Below are 20,516 nucleotides of genomic sequence, written 5' to 3' on the forward strand. Positions count from 1 at the left end.
TCGGGCGTCACGATGCCCAGGGCTGCGGGTCGGCCGCGCCGCCGCCGACGACGGCCGGGTCGTCGGCGCCGAGGTAGCTGAACGACCGGACCAGCACGCTGCCGGAGCTGCTGACGACGCCGGCCATCCGGCCGGTCATGCCGCCGGCGACCTCGGTGGACAGGTACCGGCCGTCGACCTCGCCGAGCGCGGTGAACCCGCCGTCGACCACGACGCCGGCGACCACGCGGTCCGGGCCGCGGGCGGTGGAGAACTCATGCCCCTGCGAGGGCAGCGCCCGCAGCTCGAGCTCGGCCTCACCCGTCAGCTCGGCCCGCCCCAGCTCGTGCCGGACGTCGCCGACGGCCCAGACCGCCCGCACGGTGCCGTCGGAGACCTCGAGGTCCAGGGCGTGCCGCGGGTCGATGCGCAGCGACAGCCCGCCGGTGCCGGTGACCGCCAGCCGGGCGCGGACCACGGCGAACAGGTGCTCCTGCCGGCGGCCGACGAAGACGGGTCCGTCGCCGGAGGCGGTGAGCCGCCAGCCGCCGTCCTCGCCGGTGACGACCTCGCCGAGGTGGCAGGAGGCCCCCACCCAGGAGACGGGCAGGTCGCTGCCCTCGACCGTCTCGACGACGGCGCCGGTGCCGGCCGCCGGCTCGACGTGCCCGGTGAGCACCGGCCAGCCGTCGGTCCAGGTGACCTCGTCGGCGAAGGTCTCCCGGCCGAGCACGTGCCACTCCGGGCTGGAGCCGCGGGCGCGGACGCCGTGGTAGACGATCGCCCAGCTGCCGTCGGGACGCTGGACCAGGTCGGCGTGGCCGGTGTTCTGGACCGGCGAGTCCGTCCCCCGGGAGGTGAGCAGCGGGTTGGCCGGGTCGCCCTCGAACGGGCCGTGCGGGGTCCGGCTGCGGGCGATGGTCACGGCGTGCCCGCGCTCGGTGCCGCCCTCGGCGATGAGCAGGTACCACCACTCGCCGATCCGGTACAGGTGCGGGCCCTCGGGGAACTTGCCGCCGGTGCCGTTCCAGATCTGCCGCCGCTCGGTGAGCACCTCGCCGGTGAGCGGGTCGATCGCCGACTGCACGATGCCCTCGCCGCCGTGCGGGCCGAAGCCGGCGTAGGTCATCAGGCAGGTGCCCTCGTCGTCCCAGGCGAGGTCGGGGTCGATGCCGATCGCCGAGGGGATGCGCACCGGCTCCGACCACGGGCCGGCCGGGTCCTCGGCGTGCACCAGCAGCTGGCCGCCGTCGTCGGACCAGTTCGTGGTGATCATCCAGAACCGGCCGTCGTGGTGGCGCAGCGTCGGGGCGAAGATGCCGCCGGACGGGCCGGCCTTGGAGACGTCGAGCTGGGACGGGCGGTCCAGCACGTTGCCGATCTGCTCCCACGACCGCAGGTCGGTCGAGGAGAACAGCGGCACGCCCGGGGCGTACTCGAAGCTCGACGTCGCCAGCAGGTAGGTCTCCCCCACCCGGCAGGTCGACGGGTCGGGGTGGAACCCCGGGAGGACGGGACGCTGGGTCATGGTCGGCCTCCGAGAGGGGTGCGCAGCAGGGTGATCCGGGCCGCGCCGAGGTCCCCGAGGGGGATGACGTGCAGCCGTTCGTCGCCGTTGAGCAGCCGGCCGTCGTACCAGCGGCCGGCGTCGAAGCGGAGCTCCTGGACCTGGTCGACCTCGACGGTCTCTCCCGGCGTGGAGAAGTCGACGGAGACGCCCTGGCCGACGAGCAGGAAGGTGTCCTCCCCCTCGGCCAGCAGGAGCCCGAACGGCCGGGTGTCCGCCGGCGCCGGCGGCCCCTCCGCGCCCTCGGTCTCGCTCGGCGGGGGCGGCGGGGGCGGCGGCGGCTGGACCCCGGCGTCGAGCAGCATGCGCCCGAGCAGCTCCCAGGAGCCCCGGGCGGTCACCTCGAGCCCGCCGAGCCGGAACGTCGACTCCGGGGTCTCCTCGTCGAGCAGGATGCCCTCGATCCGGCCCTCGGCCTGGGCCGCGGCGATGGCCGGGGCCAGCGGGCGGAGGAGGGCGTAGGCGCGGGCGAGCTGGCTGCCGGTGCGGCCGTCCTCGATGCCGAAGACCGAGAAGCCGAGGGCCCGGTGGTGCCCGAGGGCCCAGAACAGGCTGCCGGTCCGGAACCGGGTCTCCGGGATGAACAGCGGGTTGTCCGGGCGGTCGTAGTCCGCCATCGCGGCCTGCGCGTCGTCGACGTAGACGTCCGGCGCGAGCAGGTCCAGCGACGGGGCGGCCGCCTTCCAGACGTCGAGCACCCGCGAGGTGGGCCCGCCGCTGGGGTACTCCCCCGCCCGGGACTGGCCCGGCTGCGGCCCGAGCCAGGCGTTGACGTACATCGGCAGCGGGGTGACGGCCTTGCCTGCCGCGGCCAGCTCCTCGACGTGCCGGGCGAACGCCCAGGCCATGAAGACCTCCTCGGCCTCCCAGCCGGCGCCGAACACCTCCGCCCACGTACCGGCGGTGCGCCGCCCGTTCCGCTGCCACAGCTCCGCGAGCTCCGGCCGCAGCGAGTCGGCGTGCCCGGCCAGGTGGGTCAGCAGCTCGGCCGGCACCTGCTGCGCCCAGGCCTCGTCGGCCGCGGGCGAGCGGTCCCGGCTGTCGCCGAGGAGCCCGATCTCGTTCTCCACCTGCACCATGACGACCACGTGCTCGGGGTCGGCCTCCGCCAGGTGGCGCACCAGGGCCACGAAGGCCGCCCGGTCGGCGGCCAGCAGCTCGGGTGAGAAGACCGACAGCACCGGCTTGGGCATCGCCCCGGGGTAGCTGAACACCTGGTGCATGCCAGGGTCGACCACCGCCCGGGGGAACCGCCGGGAATCCGCCCGCACCCACCGCGGGGCGTAGGTCGACGCGGCGTTCTTGAACGCGCCGAACCAGATGAGCACCAGGTGCAGGCCGCGGTCCCGCGCGGCGGCGAGCTGCGCGTCGACGGTGGAGAAGTCGAAGGTCCCCTCCACCGGTTCGACCTGCGCCCAGCCGGCGCTGCCGATCACCGTGCCGGCGTGCAGGTCCGCGACGTGGTCGACCACCCGGCGCAGGTGCTCGGGGTCCGAGGCCGCCGAGTTGTGCAGCTGGCCCCCGAGCAGCAGCGTCGGCTCGCCGTCCACGACGAGCTGCGCCCCGCCGTCCGTGGCCCGCAGGAAGGGCACCGGCCGGGTCACCGCCGGGCCGCGAGGGAGCGGAGCAGGGCGTGCTGGCGGCGGACCTGGTCGCGGCCGCGGCCGGGCTCGCGGCGGCCCTCGTACTCGCTGGACAGCCAGCCCGACCAGCCGGCGTCGGTCAGGGTGGGGATGATCTCTCCCCACGGGACGTGCAGGTCATGCAGGTCGTCGTCCACCTGGGCGAACTTGGCCTGAATGAAGTGCACGTGCGGGAGGACCTCGACCAGGTCGGCCATCGGCACGGCCAGCGGCCGCAGGTGCTCGGGCACCTCGTCGCCGTCGCCGGACTCGATCTCCTCGGACATCTCCAGCACCGGGGCGGTGTTGAAGATGCCGGTGTCGATGAGCAGCTTGAAGTGCTCGGTGCCGGTCTTCTCGATGAAGTCGACGTAGCCCTGGGTCACCGGGTGCCGGATCGGCGTCGGCGCGTGGATCTCCGGGCAGATGACGACGTCGAGCTCGGTGGCGAGGTCCAGCGAGCGCTCGACCACGCCCTGCCAGATCGGGTGCGGGTCCAGGTCCCAGCTGGTGACGCCGAACTTCGGGCGCACCGAGGTGAAGCCGAGCTCCTTCGCCAGCCGCAGGTCCAGCTGCAGCTGCTCGGCGCCCTCCTCGACGGTCAGGTCGCGGTCGCGCCAGCGGGTGGTGTCCACCCACGACCCGTAGTTGGTCGCGGTGAGCCCGTACCGCTCGAGCAGCCCGTGCCACTCGTCGATCCACGCCGAGGACGGCGACGGGTAGTTCGGCACGTTGCCCTCGCCGAGGATCTCGATGCCGGTGGCGCCCAGGTCGGCGATGTCGGCGAACACGTCCTCCAGCGTCATCGAGGTGTAGACGTCCTGGGTGTAGCTGTAGGTCGAGACGCCGTAGCGCAGGCCGCCGTCCGGGGCCGGCGGCACGAGCACCGGGCTGGCCGAGGCGGTGAACGGGGTCCGGGAGACCATCGGCGGGAAGTAGGACCGCCGCAGGTGCACGACCACCTCGAGGGTGTGCACGCCGACCGCCAGCCCACCGGGCCTGGGCACGGTGATGGTGGCCGGCTCGTCGAGCTGCCAGCGGACGTCGGTGGAGGCGCGCAGCTCGTCGAGGGTGGACGTGCGGCCCTGCAGGGTCCACAGCGGCACGTGCTCGGGGACCCGCTCGCCGTCGATGACGACGTCGATGCCGTCGAGCAGGCTGGCGGCCACCCCGCGGTAGTTGGGGTTGCGCAGCTGGAACTGGAAGCCGGTGACCCGGCCGTCCTGCGCCACGTTGCGGAAACCGCGCCCCTGGATGACGGCGACGTCGAGCATGGTCACTTCTCCTCTTCGGTGAGCGTGCGGGCGATGTCGCGGGCGCCGGCGACGGCGAGCGCGACCGAGGTGAGGGTCGGGTTGCAGGCGGTCGCGGTCGGGATGACGCCGTTGCCGGCGACGTACAGGCCGTCGACACCCCAGACCTGCGAGGTCGGGCCGCACACCGAGGTGCCGTCGTCGGTGGCGCCCATCCGGGTGGTGCCCTGGTAGTGCAGCGAGGCACCCGGCGGGAACGTCAGCGGCTCGTCGCCCAGCGGGTCGCCGAGCGCGCGCGCCACCTGCTGCACCGTCTCCCGGGCGGCGGCGATGGACGCGTGGTCGCGCTCGGTGAGCCGGTAGTGGACGCGCATCGCCGGCATCCCGTAGCCGTCGACCTCGGTGGCGTCGAAGTCGACCCGGTCGGACTCCTGCAGGTCCTTGGCGCAGAACCAGCCGAGCCCGACGATGGTCCCCGGCGTCGGGACGTCGTCGGCGGCCAGCGGCACCGGCGAGGCGTCCAGCTGCATGACCTGGCCGTGGAAGGGCTCCGCGTCGGTGAACGGCACCCAGCTGACCCCGCTCTGCGGCACGATCTCCGGCTCGTCGCGGGGGTCCACGTCCTCAGTGCGCGCGTGGCCGACGTCGCGCAGCCGGACGGCGAACACCGTCTGCGGCTGGTCGTTGAGGTACCGGCCCAGCGCCGGCGGACGGACGCCGGAGGCCCACAGCAGCTGCGGCGTCCGGAGCGCGTCGGCGGCCACGACCACCGCGCGGGCGGAGACGACGTGCTCCTCCCCGGTCTGCAGGTCGCGCACCCGCACCCCGGTAGCCCGGCCCTCGGTGACCAGCACCTCGGTGACCAGCGCCTCGGGCACCAGCGAGAAGTCGGGGTTCGCCCGGGTGACGTCGCCGAACACGACGTCGGCACCGGACCAGGTGACCCGCCCGTCGGCCTGCCGCTGCACCGCGAGCGGCATCGGGCCGACCCGGCGGTCCTCCGCCCGCGTCGCGTCCAGGGCGTCGCCGAGCCGCTTGCGGACCTCGGCGGCGAACGGCGCGTCGTCGAAGGCGTGGGTGTCGACGGCGAGCAGCCGCTCCCCCTCGGCGAGCAGCTCGTCGAGGTCGGGCAGGAACCCGATCCGCTCGCTGTCACCGGGCCGCGGGCAGGCCCCGGTCCAGTGCGCGCCCATGCCGCCGACGTTGGCCGACATCGCCGCGCCGGGCAGCCCGTCCTCCCCCGGCTGCTGCCAGCCGGTCGGCAGGAGGAACGTGCCGGGCCGCACCAGCCGGGGCGCCGCGTCGGCGTAGCCCTCCATCGTGTCGGTGGGGGTGTCGTCGGCCAGCGGCTGCGGCCCCTCCGACCGGCGCTGGGCGCGGGCGCGCTCCTCGTCGTCGACGATGTTCTTCACGTGCACCCCGGGTGGGTCCGCCAGCAGCGGACCGACCTCGAAGGTGGCGATGCGGGCGCCGGGGCACTGCTCGCTGAGGACCCGCGCGTAGGCGGCTCCGCACGGGCCGCTGCCGACGATGGCGACGTCGACCCGGTCGGGGAAGGTCCTGGACATGCTGTCTCCTGTCTGGGGGTCGGCGGGGGTCATGACGCGACGTCGACCCAGGCGCCGCGGGAGGCGGACTCGAGGACGGCGGCGGTGACGCGCGTCGCGCGCAGGCCGTCGGCGAAGGTGGGGAGCCCGTCGGGCGCCGGCCCGCCGAGGGCGGCGTGGGTGTCGGCGACGAAGGCGTCGAAGCAGTCCTGGTAGCCCTGCGGGTGACCGGCGGGCACGACGGAGTACCGGGCGGCGGCCGGGTGCTCGCCGGTGCCGCGCAACAGCTGCCGGTTGACCTCGCGGCCCCCGATCCACAGCGTCTCCGGGGCCTCCTGGTCGAAGGCCAGGCTCTCGGCCGCACCGTCGACGGTGAGCTGCAGCCGGTTCTTCCGGCCCTGGCTGACCTGGCTGACCGTCAGGTTGCCCACCGCGCCGCGGTCGGTCTCGAAGACGACGAGGGCGGCGTCCTCGGTCTCGACGCGCCGGCCGCCGCGCTCGGGCACCGCCACGACGGTGCGCGCGGTGAGCCGGGTGATCCGGTGCCCGGTGACGAACTCGACGAGGTCGCACCAGTGCACGCCGATGTCGGCGAAGGCCCGCGACGGCCCGCCGGCCGCCGGGTCGACCCGCCAGTCGTCGTCGGTGTCGAGCGCCAGCCAGTCCTGCAGGTAGGAGCCGTGCAGCAGCCGGACGTCGCCCGTGGTGCCGTCGGCGACCCGGGCCCGCGCCTCCCGGACCACCGGGTAGAAGCGGTAGACGAAGGGGACGGTGGCGGTGACGCCGGCGTCCGCGGCCCGGGCGGTGAGGTCGGCGGCCTCCGCGGCGTCGACGCCGAGCGGCTTCTCGCAGACCACGTGCTTGCCGGCGGCGACCGCCGCCCGCACCAGCGGGGCGTGGGTGGCGTTCGGGGTGCAGACGTGCACCACGTCGACGTCGGAGTCCAGCAGCTGGTCGAGGGACTCGGCGGCGGACTCCGCCCCGAGCAGCTCGGCCGCGGCCTGCGACCGCTGCGGGGTGGAGGCGACGACGGCGGACAGGATCCCGCCGCTGCGGCGGATGGCGCGGGCGTGCACGGTGGCCATGAAGCCGCCGCCGACGATGCCGGCGCGGATGCGGTCGGTCACGGTCGTCCCCTCTCTGGTCGCGGGCGTGCTGGGTCGCGACGGCGGGCCGGTGCCCGTCGTCGGTGGTGGGTGGTGGGGGGTGCCGAGGTTCAGCCGGCGAGGGCTGCCTGCTCGGCGAGGACGCGGTGCCGCTCCGCCCGTCGCTCCGCCTGACGGCGCGGGTGCGGCACCGGAGCGGCGAGCAGGAGCCGCTGCGTGTAGGGATGGGAAGGCATGGTGGTCACGGTGGCGGCATCGCCGGTCTCGACCAGCTCTCCCCGGTACATCACCGCCACGCGGTGGCTGATGTGCCGCACCACCGACAGGTCGTGGCTGATGAACAGGTACGCCACTCCCGTCTGCTGCTGGATCTCGACGAAGAGGTCGAGCACGTGCTCCTGGGTGGAGAGGTCCAGGGCGCTCACCGGCTCGTCGCAGACGATGAGCTGGGGCTCGCGGGTCAGTGCCCGGGCGATGGCGATCCGCTGACGCTGGCCGCCGGAGAACTCTCGCGGGAGCCGCTGGCCGGCGTCGGCCGGGAGGTGGACCTCGTCGAGCAGCGCACGTACCCGCCGTCGGGCGTCGGTCCGCGAGCTGCCGGTGACGAGCAGCGGCTCGGTGAGGATGTCCTCCACGGTCATCGCCGGGTTCAGCGAGGTGTACGGGTCCTGGAACACCACCTGGACGTCCTTGCTCAGCGCCCGTCGCTCCCGCTTGGCCAGGCCCGAGATCACCCGGCCCTGGAAACGGATCTGTCCGTCGGTCACCGGGGCCAGGCCGAGCACGGCCCGGCCCAGCGTGGTCTTGCCCGAGCCGGACTCCCCGACCAGGCCGACGGTCTCGCCGGCCCGGACGTCGAGGGAGACGCCGTGCAGCACCCGGGCAGGGGGACGACGGAAGCCCTTGGTCGGGTACTCGACGACGACGCGGTCGGCCACCAGGAGCGGCTCGGTGGCCGGGGTGAGGTCCGTCGACGGGGTGGACGGGCGGCTCATCGGGGTCCTCCAGCGACGGGCAGGGGCTGCGGCTCGGTCGCTCGGGCGTCCGGGGCCGTCAGTGGCGGCCGGGGCGCGGTGTCCTCGAGCGAGGAGGCCAGCAGCATCCGGGTGTAGGGGTGCTCGGGTGCGTCGAAGAGGCGTTCTGCCGGAGCGGTCTCGACGACCCGGCCGGACTGCATCACCGCGACCGTGTCGCACAGGTCGGCCACGACCCCGAAGTTGTGGGTCACCAGGACCACGCCCATCCGTCGTTCGGCCTGCAGCTCGCGGATGAGGTCGAGCACCTCCGCCTGGACGGTGACGTCGAGGGCGGTGGTGGGCTCGTCGGCGATGAGCAGGTCGGGGTCGCAGGACACCGCACCCGCGATGAGGACCCGCTGGGCCATGCCGCCGGAGATCTGGTGCGGGTAGGAGTCGAAGACCCGCTGCGGGTCGGCGATGCCCACCCGGGCCAGCAGCCGCAGGGCCTCGGTGCGGGCCTGTGCCCGCGACATCCCCAGGTGGTGCCGCATCGGCTCGGTGAGCTGCGAGCCGATCCGGAAGGCAGGGTCCAGGTTGGACATCGGCTCCTGCGGGATGTAACCGATCCGACGACCGCGCAGCCGGTTCATCGCGGCCGGGGACAGCCCCCACAGGTCGCTGCCGTCGAAGGTCATCCGCCGGGCCGAGGTCCGTGCCTGGGCGGGCAGCAGGCCGAGCACCGCGAACGCCGTCTGGGTCTTGCCGGAACCGGACTCGCCGACCAGCCCCAGGACCTCCCCGCGGTGCACGGTCAAGGACACCCCCCGGACGACCTCGGTCTCGGTGCCGTCGGCCTGGGGGTAGGCCACCCGCAGGCCGTCCAGCACGAGCAGGGCGTCGGGGTCGGCCGGCCCGGCTCCGTCGCCAGCCCCTTCCTCGACGGCAGCCACCCCGGCCGTGCCCAGCGCGGTCGCCGTGGCCCGCCGGCGCACCCGGGGCGTGCGGCCGCTGATGCCCAGCGAGTCGCGCAGCGCGTTGCCGAGCAGGCTGCAGGCGGTGACGGTCAGGACGATGGCCAGGCCCGGCCACAGCACCAGCCGGGGCTGGGCGTAGATGTTCTGGAACGCGTCGCTGAGCATCCCGCCCCAGCTGGCCTGGTTCGCCGAGCCGAGGCCGATGAACTCCAGCCCGGCCTGGACCACGATCGCGATGCCCAGGATCTGCGACATCTGGATGACCGTCGGGGCCACGACGACGGGCAGGATGTGCCGCCGCATGATGCGTCCCTCCCCCAGGCCGGACACCCGGGCCGCGTCGACGTAGAGCTCCTCGCGCACGCCGATGACCGAGGCCCGCACCAGCCGGAACACGCCGGGCCCGATGAGGAGACCGAACACCAGCATGGCCAGCGCGGTGCTCCGGCCGAAGGACGCCAGGACCACCAGCAGCACGATGATCGCCGGCTGCGCCATGACCAGGTTGGCGCTCCAGCTGGCCGCCGCGTCGAACCGCCCGCGGTGGTACCCGGCCAGGATGCCGGCCGGCAGCCCGACCAGGAGGGAGACCACGACGACGATGAGCGCGCCTATCAGGCTGACCCGCGCCCCGTAGAGCAGCTGGGCGAGCACGTCGCGGCCGACGCCGTCGGTGCCCAGCAGGTGCGCCCCGCCCATCGGCGCCAGCGCCTCGGTGATCTTGGAGGCGGTCGGGCTGGCCGAGGTGAGCAGCGGCGCCGCGGCGGCGAGGACGGCGACCAGGGCCAGCCAGCCCAGCGAGACGACGGCGATCGGCGAGCGCAGCAGGCGGCGGACGACGCCGGGGCGCGGCCGGGAGGCCACCACGTCGACCGGCGCCGCGCCGGCGGCACCGGCGGTCGGGTCGCTGTCGGAGAGGATGCTCATGCGATGCGCACCTTGGGGTTGAGCCAGCCCAACGCGAGGTCGAGCAGCAGGTTGACGACGACGACCACCAGCACGGTGACCACGACGATGCCGAGCACGAGGGGCACGTCGCCCTGGCTCGCCGCCGACGTGGCGCGCTCGCCGATGCCGTTGATCCCGAACACCTTCTCGACCACGACGGCACCGCTGAGCAGCGCGATGATCTGCAGCGACAGCACCGTCAGCGAGGCCGGTGCGGCGTTGCGCAGGGCGTGCTTGAGCAGCAGGTTGCGCGTCGGCAGCCCCCGGCTGCGCAGCGTGCGCACGTAGTCCTGCTGCAGGACGTCGATCATCGAGCCGCGGGTCTGGGTGGCCACGGTCGCGATCGCGCCGATGGCCAGCGCGATCGCCGGCAGGGTGATCGAGGCGAGCCACTTGCCGGGGTCCTCGGCGAAGGGCGTGTAGCCCAGGGCCGGGAAGATGCCCAGCTGCACGGCGAAGACGAGGGCCAGGAGCATGGCGATCAGGAAGTTGGGCACCGCGAAGGCCACGATGGACACGGCCTGCAGGACGGTGTCCAGCCAGCCGCCGCGCACGGCGGCCACCACCCCGAGGGTCACGCTGACCACGACCGTGAGCACGGTCGCCGCGAGCACCAGGGACAGCGAGACGGGCAGTGCGCTGGCGACCATGTCCGTCACGGGCTGACGGTTGAACCAGGACGCCCCGAGGTCGCCGTGCACGGCACCGCCCAGCCAGTCCCCGTAGCGGACGAGCAGCGGCCGGTCCAGCCCGAGCTCCGCGCGCTTGGCCGCGAGCTGGTCCAGGGTGGCGTTGTTGCCCAGGATCCGCCGGGCGGGGTCGGCGCCGGTCAGGTTGGTGAGGAAGAAGGTCAGCGTGGCCGTGACCCACAGCAGGGCCACGCCGGCGCCGATGCGGCGCAGCAGGAACAGGGGCACGGTCAGCCTCCGGGAGTGGTCGGGTGGACGGCGGCTCGTGCCCGCGGCGTCGCCGCGGGCACGAGCCGGCGGTCAGCTGCCGGCCGGGGCGTAGCCGGACAGCGGCGGGGACGACACACCGGGGATGGGCGTCACGTCGACGCCCGCGGCGGTGATGGCGGCGGCCTCCTGCGCGTCCCAGGGGGCGAACCAGGCCTGGTCGACCAGCTGCTTGCTGAGCTTCTGCAGCGCGTCCGCCTGCGCGTCACCGGTCGCGCTGCTGGCCTGGGTGAGCAGGTCGGTGACCGCCGGGTCGGCGCTCTTGAACGGGTTGAACGGCGACTGCGGGGTGAGGGTCAGCCCCGCCATCTCGAACGGCGACGCCGCGGTGAGGCCGAAGAAGTTCAGCGGCCACTGCCCGCCCATGATGCTGCTGACCACTTGGTCGGCCGTGATCGGCTGGTAGGTGACCTGGATGCCGATCGAGCTGAGCGCCTCGGTCATCGCCGCCTGCTCGTCGGGGAAGACCGGCGAGAAGTCCGGCAGCGTGAGCGCGAAGCCGTCGGCGTACCCGGCCTCGGCCATCAGCTGCTTGGCCTTGTCCAGGTCGAAGTCGTAGGTGCCCGCCAGCGCCTCGTCGTAGCCGTCGCTGCTGGGCGCGAAGACCTGCTCGGTCGGCTCGCCGAGGCCACCCTTCACCACCTCGACCAGGGTGTCGCGGTCCATGGCGTAGTTGATCGCCTGCCGGACGCGGACGTCACCGAGGGCCGGGGCGAGGGCGCCGTCCCGGTCCCACAGGTACAGCCCCTCGATCGTGCCGTTGAGGTAGGTGACCACGTTGAGCCCGGCGCTCTTGGCGCCCGAGACGACGTCGGCCGTGCTGACCCCGCCGACGGCGGAGAGCTCTCCCGACCGCAGCCCGTTGAGCTGGGCCGTCGTGTCGTCCAGGAACTTGATCTCGATCTCGTCGTACGGGTACGAGTCGGCGTCCCAGTAGTCCGCGTTGCGGGTGTAGACGTAGTCGCTGCCGGCGGTGGTCGCGTCCGCGTCGAGGACGTAGGGACCCGAGCCGACCGGGGCGGTCGCCAGGTCGGGACCGGCCAGAGCCGTCGGGCTGGCCATGAAGCCCGAACTGCGCGCCAGCGCGTCGACCAGGCCGGGGTCGGGCCGGCTGAGCACGACGTCGGCGTGCGTGGCGTCGACGACCTCGACGCGGTCCACCGCGCGCAGCGCGGAACCGGCCTCGCCGCTGGCGGCCTTGGCCTTCTCCAGGTTCGCCTTGACGGCCTCGGCGTCGAAGGCAGTGCCGTCGGTGAACGTGACGCCGTCGCGGAGCGTGAGAGCGAGCCGGAGACCGGTGTCGTCGTAGCTCCAGTCGGTCGCGAGGCCGGCCACCGGCTTGCCGTCCGCGTCCAGGTGCATCAGCCGGTCGTAGACCGCCTGGTAGTAGTTGTCAGCCGGCCCGCTGGAGGCCATCTCGCCGATGGCGAACGAGCTCGGCGGCACGATCGAGCCGAGCGTCAGGGTGGCGTCCGCGCCGCCCTCCGAGCCGGCGTCGTCCGTGCCACCGCAGGCGGTGGCGAAGAAGAGGAGGGACGCGACCGTGGTCGCGACGATGGACCTGCGCATGTGAGCTCCAAGGGCATCGGGACCAGCACTGGTCCCAGAGCGGCGATGTGCCGCGGTGGCGGAGGAGGAAGTCGCTGCGCGCCCGGTCTGAGCGCGGTCTGGCTGTGGGGCGGGTCACCCCTCGACAGAAACTTTAGTGCCTCCGGCACATATGTCAACCCTCACATCACAGCGGTCCGGTGAAGCGGCACCGCATGTCCGACCGGGGTCCCGTCCTCGATCCAGAGGCCGACCGCACCGGAGCCGAAGAGCTGCTCGATCGCCAGGATCGCCGCGCCGGTCACGCCCTCCCGGAAGTCGAGAGAGGCCGGACGGACGGTCAGGCGCTGGGCGGCCAGCTTCGACGTCCGACGCAGCAGGGTCTCCTCGAAGATGCGGAAGACCCGCTCACCCACGCGCAGCGCGCCACCGCCCAGGACGACGGTGCCCGGGTTGACGAAGTTGACCAGGTTGGCGGCGGTCGCGCCGATGAGGCGGCTGCCCCGGTCGACCTCGCTCGCAGCCAGCGGGTCCCCCGCCCGGGCGGCGAGGCCGACGTCCTCCGCCGTCAGTCGGCCGTGGTCGGCGAGCCGGGCTGCCAGCACCGGGCTCTCGGTGGCCCGTTCGGTGAGGCGGCGGACCAGCCCCCAACCACCGGTCACCGCCTCCAGGCAGCCCGTCTGGCCGCACCGGCACTGCACGGCGGGGTCCTCGGTCACCTGCAGATGGCCGATGTCGCCGGCCGCGCCGGTGTCGCCCCGGAAGACGCTGCCCCGCGAGACGAGACCGGCGCCCACGCCCTCGTCGACGAAGACGTAGAGCAGGTCACGGCCGTCCTGCGGCTCCCCCTTGTGCCACTCCCCCAGCGCCATGAGGTTCACGTCGTTGTCGACCCAGACCGGCGCGTCATAGCGCTCCCGGAACCAGGACCGCACGCTGTAGCCGTCCCAGCCCGGCATGATCGGCGGGTCGACGAGCCGACCGGTGCCGAAGTCCACCGGGCCGGCCACCCCGATGCCGAAGGCCCACGGTTCGGTGCGGGTCCTGCGGGCCAGCCGGACGAAGAGGGCGTCGAGCACCTCGAGCGTCTGGTCCGGGCGGTCCGCGGCGACCCAGTCCTCGTGCAGCGAGGCGACGAGGGTCCCGTCGAGGGTGGCCACGGCGGCGGTCATCTCGGTGGCGCCGATCATGCCGGCGTATACGTGCCCGGCCTCGGTGCGGAAGCGCAGCAGCCGGGAGGGCCGCCCACCTGCCGACGGAGCAAGGTCCCCGTCCTCCAGCAAGCCGACGTCGATGGCCTGCTGCACCCGCTGGGTGACCACCTTGCGGCCGAGCCCGGTCTCCTGCTCCAGGGCCGGGCGGGTGACGGCCTGCCCGGTCCGCACGAGGTTGATCAGCTTGCCGTGGATGAACGACTCCTGCGGGGAGGGTGCAGAGCTGCTCACGACGACCTCCCGAGGCTGTGGTGGATTGCGATATGCGCTGTCGGCACTTAAGTTACGTGCACCTGCGGCTCAGCGGCAGTGCTGATCGTGACTTCATCATCCCGTCTCCCCGCGCGACGTCCCGATGCCACCGGTCCGTCCGGCGCCGAGGGGCGGCGACCCACTACGTCGGAAGGCCTGTCCATGACCCGCAGGACGACCACCTCCCCGGACGGCGTCACGTTCCGGGACCTCAACGGCAACGGCGTACTGGACCCGTACGAGGACCCGCGGCTGTCCCCCGCGGAGCGCGTCGCAGACCTCCTCCCCCGGTTGTCGGCGGAGGAGAAGGCCGGCCTGCTGTTCCACATGATCACCGGGGTGGGCGAGCCCGGAGCCCACGACGTGCCGGGGCCCTTCGGCCCGCGGACGCCGCGGGACCTGGTGACCGGGCTCCACCTCAACCACTTCAACGTCGGCCAGCTACCCCCGGTGCGTGAGACGGTCCGCTGGCAGAACGCGATGCAGGAGCTGGCGGAGGAGACCCCGCACGGCATCCCGATCACCTTCTCCAGCGACCCGCGGCACGGGTTCACCCAGAACATCGGCATGGCCCTGGCCGCGGACGCCCTGTCGCAGTGGCCGGAGCCGCTCGGCCTGGCCGCCATCGGCGACCCCGAGCTGGTGCAGCGGTTCGCCGACATCGCCCGCCAGGAGTACCTGGCCCTGGGCCTGCGCGCAGCCTTGCACCCGCAGGTCGACCTGGCGACCGAGCCGCGCTGGGCCCGGCAGGCGCAGACGTTCGGGCAGGACCGCGCGACCGCTTCCGTGTTCGTCACCGCCTGGCTGCGGGGCATGCAGGGCGAGGTCCTGGGGTCCGACGGCGTCGCGTGCACCACGAAGCACTTCCCCGGCGGCGGCCCGCAGGCCGACGGTGAGGACCCGCACTTCCCGTACGGCCGGGAGCAGGTCTACCCCGGGGGGCGGTTCGACGAGCACCTCGAGCCCTTCCGGGCGGCGATCGCCGCGGGCACCAGCGGGCTGATGCCCTACTACGGCATGCCGGTGGGGTTGTCGCTGGACGGCGAGCCGGTCGAGGAGGTCGGTTTCGCGTTCAACCGCCGGATCCTGACCGGCCTGCTGCGGCAGGAGCTGAGCTTCGACGGCGTGGTGCTCAGCGACTGGGGGCTGGTCACCGACGTCGAGGTCTTCGGGAAGCCCTTCCCGGCCAAGGCGTGGGGCGTCGAGCACCTGTCCCCGCTCGAACGCGTCGCCCTCCTGCTGGAGGCAGGCTGCGACCAGCTGGGCGGCGAGACGCGGACGGACCTGGTGCTGGAGCTGCTCCGTCAGGGCCGGCTCACCGATGAGCGGCTGGACGAGTCGGTGCGACGGGTCCTGCTCGTCAAGTTCCAGCTGGGGCTCTTCGACGACCCCTACGTCGACGAGGACGCGGCCGGGCGGGTCGTCGGCGCCGCGGAGTTCCGCGCGGCCGGCCACCGTGCCCAGGCCGAGGCGGTCACCGTGCTCCGCAACGAGGGGGTCCTCCCGCTCGGCAAGGGCCGCCGGGTCTACGTCGAGGGGGTCGACCCTGGGGTGGCCGCGGGTCTCGGGACGGTGGTCACCGACCCGGCGGACGCCGACGTCGCCGTCGTCCGGCTGGCGGCGCCCCACGAGGCTCGGGACACCTACTTCTTGGAGGCGATGACCCACCAGGGTTCCCTCGACTTCCCCGCCGCGGTGGTGGACCGGATCGTGGCGCTGGCGGCCCGGGTGCCCGTCGTCCTCGACGTCTACCTCGACCGCCCGGCGGTGCTCAGCCCGTTCGACGAAGTGGTCCGGGCCCTGGTGGTCGACTTCGGCGCGAGCGACGCCGCGCTGCTGGACGCCCTCACCGGACGGGTCTCTCCGCGAGGTCGCCTCCCGGTGGAGCTGCCTCGGTCGATGGCGGCGGTGCGCGCTTCCCGGCCGGACGTCCCGTCCGACACCGCGGACCCGCTCTACCCCCATGGCTTCGGACTGGACCTGCCGCCCACGCCTCACGGCAGTCCGGTGGGCTCGTGAGCCCCTCCCCGCCGCCGATGCTGCGATGACCGAGCCATCTCCTCACCCGATGTCGGGGGGACGCCGCCCGGCACGCAGCGCCGGGTGCAGCCAGCGCGCACCGGGCCCCTCCTGCGCCGCCAGGTCGCCGGCGTTGGAGAGCGCGCAGCGGTCCAGCGACAGGCAGCCGCAGCCGATGCAGGAGTCCAGCCCGTCGCGCAGCTGGGTGAGCGCGGCGATCTGCTCGTCCAGCCGGCTCCGCCAGCCCGCCGACAGCCGGGCCCAGTCCCGGGCGGTCGGGGTGCGCCCCTCGGGCAGCGTGCCCAGCGCGGAGCGGATCTCGGCCAGCGACAGGCCGACGTTCTGCGCGGCCCGGACGAACGCCAGCCGGCGCAGCACGCTGCGCGGGTAGCGGCGGGCACCGCCCGCCGTGCGGGTCGAGCTGACCAGCCCCTGCGCCTCGTACCAGCGCACCGCCGACGGCGCGAGACCGGCCCGGGCGGCGACCTCCCCGACCGAGAGCTCCACCGCCGGCCCCCTTGACCTCAAGTCCACGTGAAGTCTGAGGGTAGCGCCATGACACCCCCCACCGCACTGGTCACCGGCGCCTCCCGCGGCCTCGGTCTCGCCCTGGCCACCGCGCTCAGCGCGCAGGGCTGGCAGCTCGTCCTGGACGCCCGGGACGGCGACCGGCTGGCCGCCGCCGTCGCCGCCCTGCCGTTCCCCGACCTCGTCACCGCGCTCCCCGGCGACGTCGCCGACCCCGCGCACCGCGCCGCGCTGGCCGGCGCCGTCCCCGCCCGGCTCGACCTGCTGGTCAGCAACGCCAGCGACCTGGGCCCCAGCCCGCTCCCCCGGCTCGCCGACCTGCCGCTCGGCGCGTTCGAGCGGGTGCTCGCGGTCAACACCGTGGCGCCGCTGGCGCTGGTGCAGCTGCTGCTGCCGGCGCTGCGCCGGGCCGGTGGACGGGTGCTGCAGGTCAGCTCGGACGCCGCCGTCGAGGCCTACGCCGGCTGGGGCGGCTACGGGGCGAGCAAGGCCGCCCTCGACCAGCTCAGCGGGGTGCTCGCCGTCGAGGAGCCCGGGCTGCGGGTGTACGCGGTCGACCCGGGCGACATGGCCACCGATCTGCACCAGGCCGCGTTCCCGGGCGAGGACGTCAGCGACCGGCCCGCCCCGGCGAGCGTCGTCCCGGCGCTGCTCCGGCTGGTCGCCGGGGAGCTGCCCAGCGGCCGCTACCGGGCCGCGGAGCTGGCCCCCGCGGGAGCGCGGGCATGACCGCGCCGTTCACCCTCCCGCCCGGGTCGGAGGCCACCGCTCCTCCGGAGCGCCGCGGCCTGGCCCGGGACGGCGTCACGCTGCTCGCCGCCCGGCCCGGCGCCGTCACCCCCCACCGCTTCCGCGACCTGCCCGACCTGCTGGCGCCCGGCGACGTCGTCGTGGTCAACACCTCCCCGACCGCCCCGGCCCGGCTGGACGCGGTCCGCGGCGACGGCACCGCCACCCCGGTGCACGTCGCCACCCCGCTGGACGACGGCGGCTGGGTGGTGGAGGTCCGCCGCCCGGACAACAGCGGGCCCGACCTGGGCGTGGAGCCGGGGTCGGTGCTGCTGCTGCCGGGTGGGGTGGAGCTGCGGCTGGTCGCGCCGTTCCCGGTCCCCGGCTCCCGGCTGTGGCGGGCCGCCGCCGACCCGGCGGTGACCCCGGCCGCGCACCTCGCCCGGTACGGGACGCCGATCCGCTACGGCCACCTGGCCCGCGCCGTCCCGCTCGCCGCCCTGCAGAACGTCTACGCCACCCCGGTCGGCCCGCAGGAGATGGGCAGCGCGGAGATGGCCAGCGCCGGACGACCGTTCACCGACCGGCTGCTGGTGCGGCTGGTGGCCCGCGGCATCACCGTGCTGCCGCTGCTGCTGCACACCGGCGTCTCCAGCCCGGAGCTGCACGAGCCCCCGGCCCCGGAGCGGTTCGCTGTCCCGGCGGCCACCGCCCGGGTCGTCACGGGCACCCGGGCGGCGGGCGGGCGGGTCGTCGCGGTCGGCACCACCGTCACCCGGGCGCTGGAGTCGGCCACCGGCGAGGACGGCGTGACCCGGCCGGCGTCGGGCTGGACCGACCTGGTGCTCTCCGCGGACCGGCCGGCGCGGGTGGTGGGCGGTCTGGTCACCGGGCTGCACGCGCCCGAGGCCAGCCACCTGCAGCTGCTCGCCGCGGTCGCCGGGGTGGACCTCGTCGACCGGGCGTACCGGTCGGCGGTCGCCGCGCACCTGCTGTGGCACGAGTTCGGCGACTCGATGCTCTTCCTGCCCTGACGAGTCCTGCCCTGACGAGCCGCCGGCGGGTCACCCGGGCGGGTCGCCCAGCCCGCGCAGCCGGGCGGTGAGGAACTCCCGCTCGACGGCGTTCGCGGTGAGGGACAGCGCCTGGGTGTACGCCGCCCGCGCCTCGGGGACCCGGCCGAGCCGGCGGAGGAAGTCCGCCCGCGCGGCCGGCAGGTATCCGTAGCCGGCCAGCTGCCGTTCACCGGCCAGGGCGTCCAGCTCGGCCAGGCCGGCGGCCGCTCCCCGGGCGAACCCGACGGCAACGGCGCGGTTGAGCGCGACCACCGGCGAGGGCCACAGCTGGGTGAGCACCCCGTAGAGCGCCACGATCTCGTGCCAGTCGGTGTCGTCCCAGGTCGGCGACTCGGCGTGGACGGCGGCGATCGCCGCCTGCAGCGCGTAGCGCGGCGGTGGGCGGCTGCGCAACGCCTCCCGCACGAGCTCGGCACCCTCGGCGATGGCCGGCCGGTCCCACCGCGCGCGGTCCTGCTCCTCGAGCAGCAGCAGCCGGCCGTCCGGCGCGGTGCGGGTCTCCCGGCGGGCGTCGGTCAGCAGCATCAGCGCCAGCAGCCCCGCCACGGCCGGGTCGGCGGGGAGCAGCCGGCGCAGCATCCGGCCCAGCTCGACCGACCGCTGCACGAGGTCGCGCCGCACGAGCTCGTCCCCTGCCGGGGTGGTGTGCCCGGTGGTGAACAGCAGGTGCACCACGGACAGGACGGCGTCCACCCGCTGCGGCAGCTCGGCGGCCGAGGGCACCCGGTACGGGATCCGGGCCACCGCGATCTTCTTCTTGGCCCGGGTGATCCGGGCGGCCATGGTCGCCTCGCCCACCAGGAAGGCGCGGGCCACGTCCGCGGTGGACAGCCCGCACATCAGGCGCAGGGTGAGCGCGACCTGCGCCGACCGGTCCAGCGCCGGGTGGCAGCACGTGACGATCAGGCGCAGCCGGTCGTCGGACAGCCCGGCGTCCTCGCCGACCAGCTCGCCGGGCCCGGCCACGGTCTCCTCCTCCACGAGCAGCGGGAGGTACCGGCGCTCCACGCCGCGGTGGCGGACGACGTTGAGGGCGCGCCGCTTGGCGGTCGTGGTCAGCCACGCCCCCGGCCGCGCGGGGACCCCGTGCACCCGCCAGTCGGTGAGCGCTGCTGCGAACGCGTCCTGCGCGCACTCCTCGGCGGCGTCGAGGTCGCGGGTGACGCGCACCGTCGCGGCGAGCACGGAGGCCCACTCGCGACGGTGCGCGTCCGCGACCGCCGCGGCCACCGCGGGGGTGTCCTCGACGGTCATGCCCGGCGCCCGGCCCGGCTCAGCCGAAGGTCATGACCGGACGGACCTCGACCCCGCCGAAGCGGGCCGGGCACAGCTTGCCGACGGCCAGGGCGGCGTCCAGGTCGGGGGCGTCGATGAGGTAGTAGCCGCCGAGCGCCTCCTTGGTCTCCACGAAGGGCCCGTCGGTCACCTCCGACCCGCCGCGCACGCTCGTGGCCGTGCCGGTGGGCTGCAGCGCCTCGCCGCCCACGAGGGTGACCCCGTGCTGCTCCACCGCGGCGGCGAAGTCGACGTGCGCCTGCGTGATCTCGGCGAGCTCCTCCGGTGTGGCCGCCTCGTACGGGGTCTCGTCCTCGTAGATCAAGATCAGGTACTGGCTCATCTCGTCCCCTCGGGGTCCCGGCCCGCTCTTCGGGCCTGCACCTGTACGACACGCGTGCCCGGCCCGGATCGACAGTTACGGCGGACCACGTCGCGTCCCGGCGTCCTACCACGTCGTGAGCTGCCCGGGGACCGACCGGCGCCCCGGCCGTGGTCGCGGCCTCGTCCCCGCTCCCGGGCATCCGGCCCTGGTCGCCGACCCCCGGGGACCCGTCGGGCACCGTGCCGACGGAACGACGTCCGGCACCGGCTCAGGTCACCCACGGCAGGACCCGTCGCCGGCCCGGTCCACGGAGGAGCTGGTCAGGGCGCCCGGACCCGGCCCGGGTCCCGGGGTGCCAGCAGCGGCCGCTCCGGTCCGCCGGCCGCCTCGGCCTCGTAGCGGCGGGTGACCTGACGCCCGAGCACGATGATCACCCCGGTCTCCAGCCCCAGACCGACGACGCAGACCAGCACCCACACCATCCGGTCCCCACCCCACCCTTACCGGGTCGGGCCAGGTGCCGGGAGCTCAGCCGTCCTCGGCGCAGCGGAGCGGGGCGACCGTCCCGGCGGGTGCTGTCCTGGCGTCGGGCTGACGGCTGCTGGTCATGCGCGGATCCTCGGGGCGCCCGGCCGCCGC

Annotated in this window: 17 protein-coding genes; 3 read left to right on the plus strand and 14 right to left on the minus strand. The window is 74.6% G+C overall.

The features are described 5' to 3' along the window. Positions 1 to 7: 7 nt before the first annotated feature. From MODMU_RS13250 to MODMU_RS13295, 10 genes are all read right to left on the minus strand, one after another. Positions 8 to 1,507, minus strand: coding sequence for a glycoside hydrolase family 43 protein (locus MODMU_RS13250; protein WP_014740778.1), 1,500 nt, complete (start codon positions 1,505 to 1,507; stop codon positions 8 to 10). Further along, positions 1,504 to 3,138 (minus strand): GH35 family beta-galactosidase, encoded by a 1,635-nt coding sequence (locus MODMU_RS13255; RefSeq protein WP_197537410.1) that lies wholly within the window; start codon positions 3,136 to 3,138, stop codon positions 1,504 to 1,506. Before MODMU_RS13255 ends, MODMU_RS13250 begins: the two co-directional genes overlap by 4 nt. Positions 3,139 to 3,146: 8 nt before the next feature. Next, complete coding sequence (locus MODMU_RS13260; RefSeq protein ID WP_041796664.1) at positions 3,147 to 4,442, minus strand: C-glycoside deglycosidase beta subunit domain-containing protein; 1,296 nt, start codon at positions 4,440 to 4,442, stop codon at positions 3,147 to 3,149. 2 nt (positions 4,443 to 4,444) lie between these two features. After that, the gene (locus MODMU_RS13265) at positions 4,445 to 5,989 is read right to left on the minus strand and encodes a GMC oxidoreductase (protein ID WP_041795258.1); all 1,545 of its coding nucleotides are present in this window, start codon (positions 5,987 to 5,989) and stop codon (positions 4,445 to 4,447) included. A gap of 29 nt (positions 5,990 to 6,018) precedes the next feature. Continuing rightward, on the minus strand, positions 6,019 to 7,095 hold the full coding sequence (locus MODMU_RS13270) for a Gfo/Idh/MocA family protein (protein ID WP_014740782.1): 1,077 nt from the start codon (positions 7,093 to 7,095) through the stop codon (positions 6,019 to 6,021). A gap of 89 nt (positions 7,096 to 7,184) precedes the next feature. Beyond that, the gene (locus MODMU_RS13275) at positions 7,185 to 8,069 is read right to left on the minus strand and encodes an ATP-binding cassette domain-containing protein (protein ID WP_014740783.1); all 885 of its coding nucleotides are present in this window, start codon (positions 8,067 to 8,069) and stop codon (positions 7,185 to 7,187) included. After that, on the minus strand, positions 8,066 to 9,934 hold the full coding sequence (locus MODMU_RS13280) for a dipeptide/oligopeptide/nickel ABC transporter permease/ATP-binding protein (RefSeq protein WP_014740784.1): 1,869 nt from the start codon (positions 9,932 to 9,934) through the stop codon (positions 8,066 to 8,068). The genes MODMU_RS13275 and MODMU_RS13280 overlap by 4 nt, the downstream gene beginning before the upstream one ends. Further along, the gene (locus MODMU_RS13285) at positions 9,931 to 10,872 is read right to left on the minus strand and encodes an ABC transporter permease (protein ID WP_014740785.1); all 942 of its coding nucleotides are present in this window, start codon (positions 10,870 to 10,872) and stop codon (positions 9,931 to 9,933) included. The genes MODMU_RS13280 and MODMU_RS13285 overlap by 4 nt, the downstream gene beginning before the upstream one ends. Before the next feature lie 72 nt (positions 10,873 to 10,944). Then, positions 10,945 to 12,480 (minus strand): ABC transporter substrate-binding protein, encoded by a 1,536-nt coding sequence (locus tag MODMU_RS13290; RefSeq protein WP_014740786.1) that lies wholly within the window; start codon positions 12,478 to 12,480, stop codon positions 10,945 to 10,947. A gap of 161 nt (positions 12,481 to 12,641) precedes the next feature. After that, positions 12,642 to 13,904 carry an ROK family protein gene (locus tag MODMU_RS13295; RefSeq protein ID WP_014740787.1) on the minus strand — a complete coding sequence of 421 codons (1,263 nt, stop codon included), beginning with the start codon at positions 13,902 to 13,904 and terminating at the stop codon, positions 12,642 to 12,644. 183 nt (positions 13,905 to 14,087) lie between these two features. Between MODMU_RS13295 and MODMU_RS13300 the strand changes: the two genes are divergently transcribed. Next, on the plus strand, positions 14,088 to 15,944 hold the full coding sequence (locus tag MODMU_RS13300) for a glycoside hydrolase family 3 protein (protein ID WP_014740788.1): 1,857 nt from the start codon (positions 14,088 to 14,090) through the stop codon (positions 15,942 to 15,944). Between the two features lie 42 nt (positions 15,945 to 15,986). Here the strand turns inward: MODMU_RS13300 and soxR are convergent, their stop codons facing one another. Continuing rightward, positions 15,987 to 16,451: a redox-sensitive transcriptional activator SoxR gene (soxR, locus tag MODMU_RS13305; RefSeq protein WP_014740789.1), complete on the minus strand. Its 465-nt coding sequence runs from the start codon at positions 16,449 to 16,451 to the stop codon at positions 15,987 to 15,989. A 48-nt stretch (positions 16,452 to 16,499) separates the two neighbouring features. Here soxR and MODMU_RS13310 point away from each other — a divergent pair, with 48 nt between their 5' ends. Together MODMU_RS13310 and MODMU_RS13315 are read left to right on the plus strand one after the other, a co-directional pair. After that, positions 16,500 to 17,201: an SDR family NAD(P)-dependent oxidoreductase gene (locus MODMU_RS13310; protein ID WP_014740790.1), complete on the plus strand. Its 702-nt coding sequence runs from the start codon at positions 16,500 to 16,502 to the stop codon at positions 17,199 to 17,201. Further along, the gene (locus MODMU_RS13315) at positions 17,198 to 18,235 is read left to right on the plus strand and encodes an S-adenosylmethionine:tRNA ribosyltransferase-isomerase (RefSeq protein ID WP_014740791.1); all 1,038 of its coding nucleotides are present in this window, start codon (positions 17,198 to 17,200) and stop codon (positions 18,233 to 18,235) included. The genes MODMU_RS13310 and MODMU_RS13315 overlap by 4 nt, the downstream gene beginning before the upstream one ends. Before the next feature lie 30 nt (positions 18,236 to 18,265). Here the strand turns inward: MODMU_RS13315 and MODMU_RS13320 are convergent, their stop codons facing one another. The 3 genes from MODMU_RS13320 to MODMU_RS28520 form a co-directional block, all read right to left on the minus strand. After that, the gene (locus MODMU_RS13320) at positions 18,266 to 19,531 is read right to left on the minus strand and encodes an RNA polymerase sigma factor (RefSeq protein WP_014740792.1); all 1,266 of its coding nucleotides are present in this window, start codon (positions 19,529 to 19,531) and stop codon (positions 18,266 to 18,268) included. Between the two features lie 19 nt (positions 19,532 to 19,550). After that, positions 19,551 to 19,895 carry a YciI family protein gene (locus MODMU_RS13325; RefSeq protein ID WP_014740793.1) on the minus strand — a complete coding sequence of 115 codons (345 nt, stop codon included), beginning with the start codon at positions 19,893 to 19,895 and terminating at the stop codon, positions 19,551 to 19,553. 302 nt (positions 19,896 to 20,197) lie between these two features. Then, on the minus strand, positions 20,198 to 20,359 hold the full coding sequence (locus MODMU_RS28520; protein ID WP_014740794.1) for a hypothetical protein: 162 nt from the start codon (positions 20,357 to 20,359) through the stop codon (positions 20,198 to 20,200). Positions 20,360 to 20,516: the final 157 nt, after the last annotated feature.

The sequence above is a fragment of the Modestobacter italicus genome (assembly GCF_000306785.1).
In the GTDB taxonomy this organism is placed as follows: domain Bacteria; phylum Actinomycetota; class Actinomycetes; order Mycobacteriales; family Geodermatophilaceae; genus Modestobacter; species Modestobacter italicus.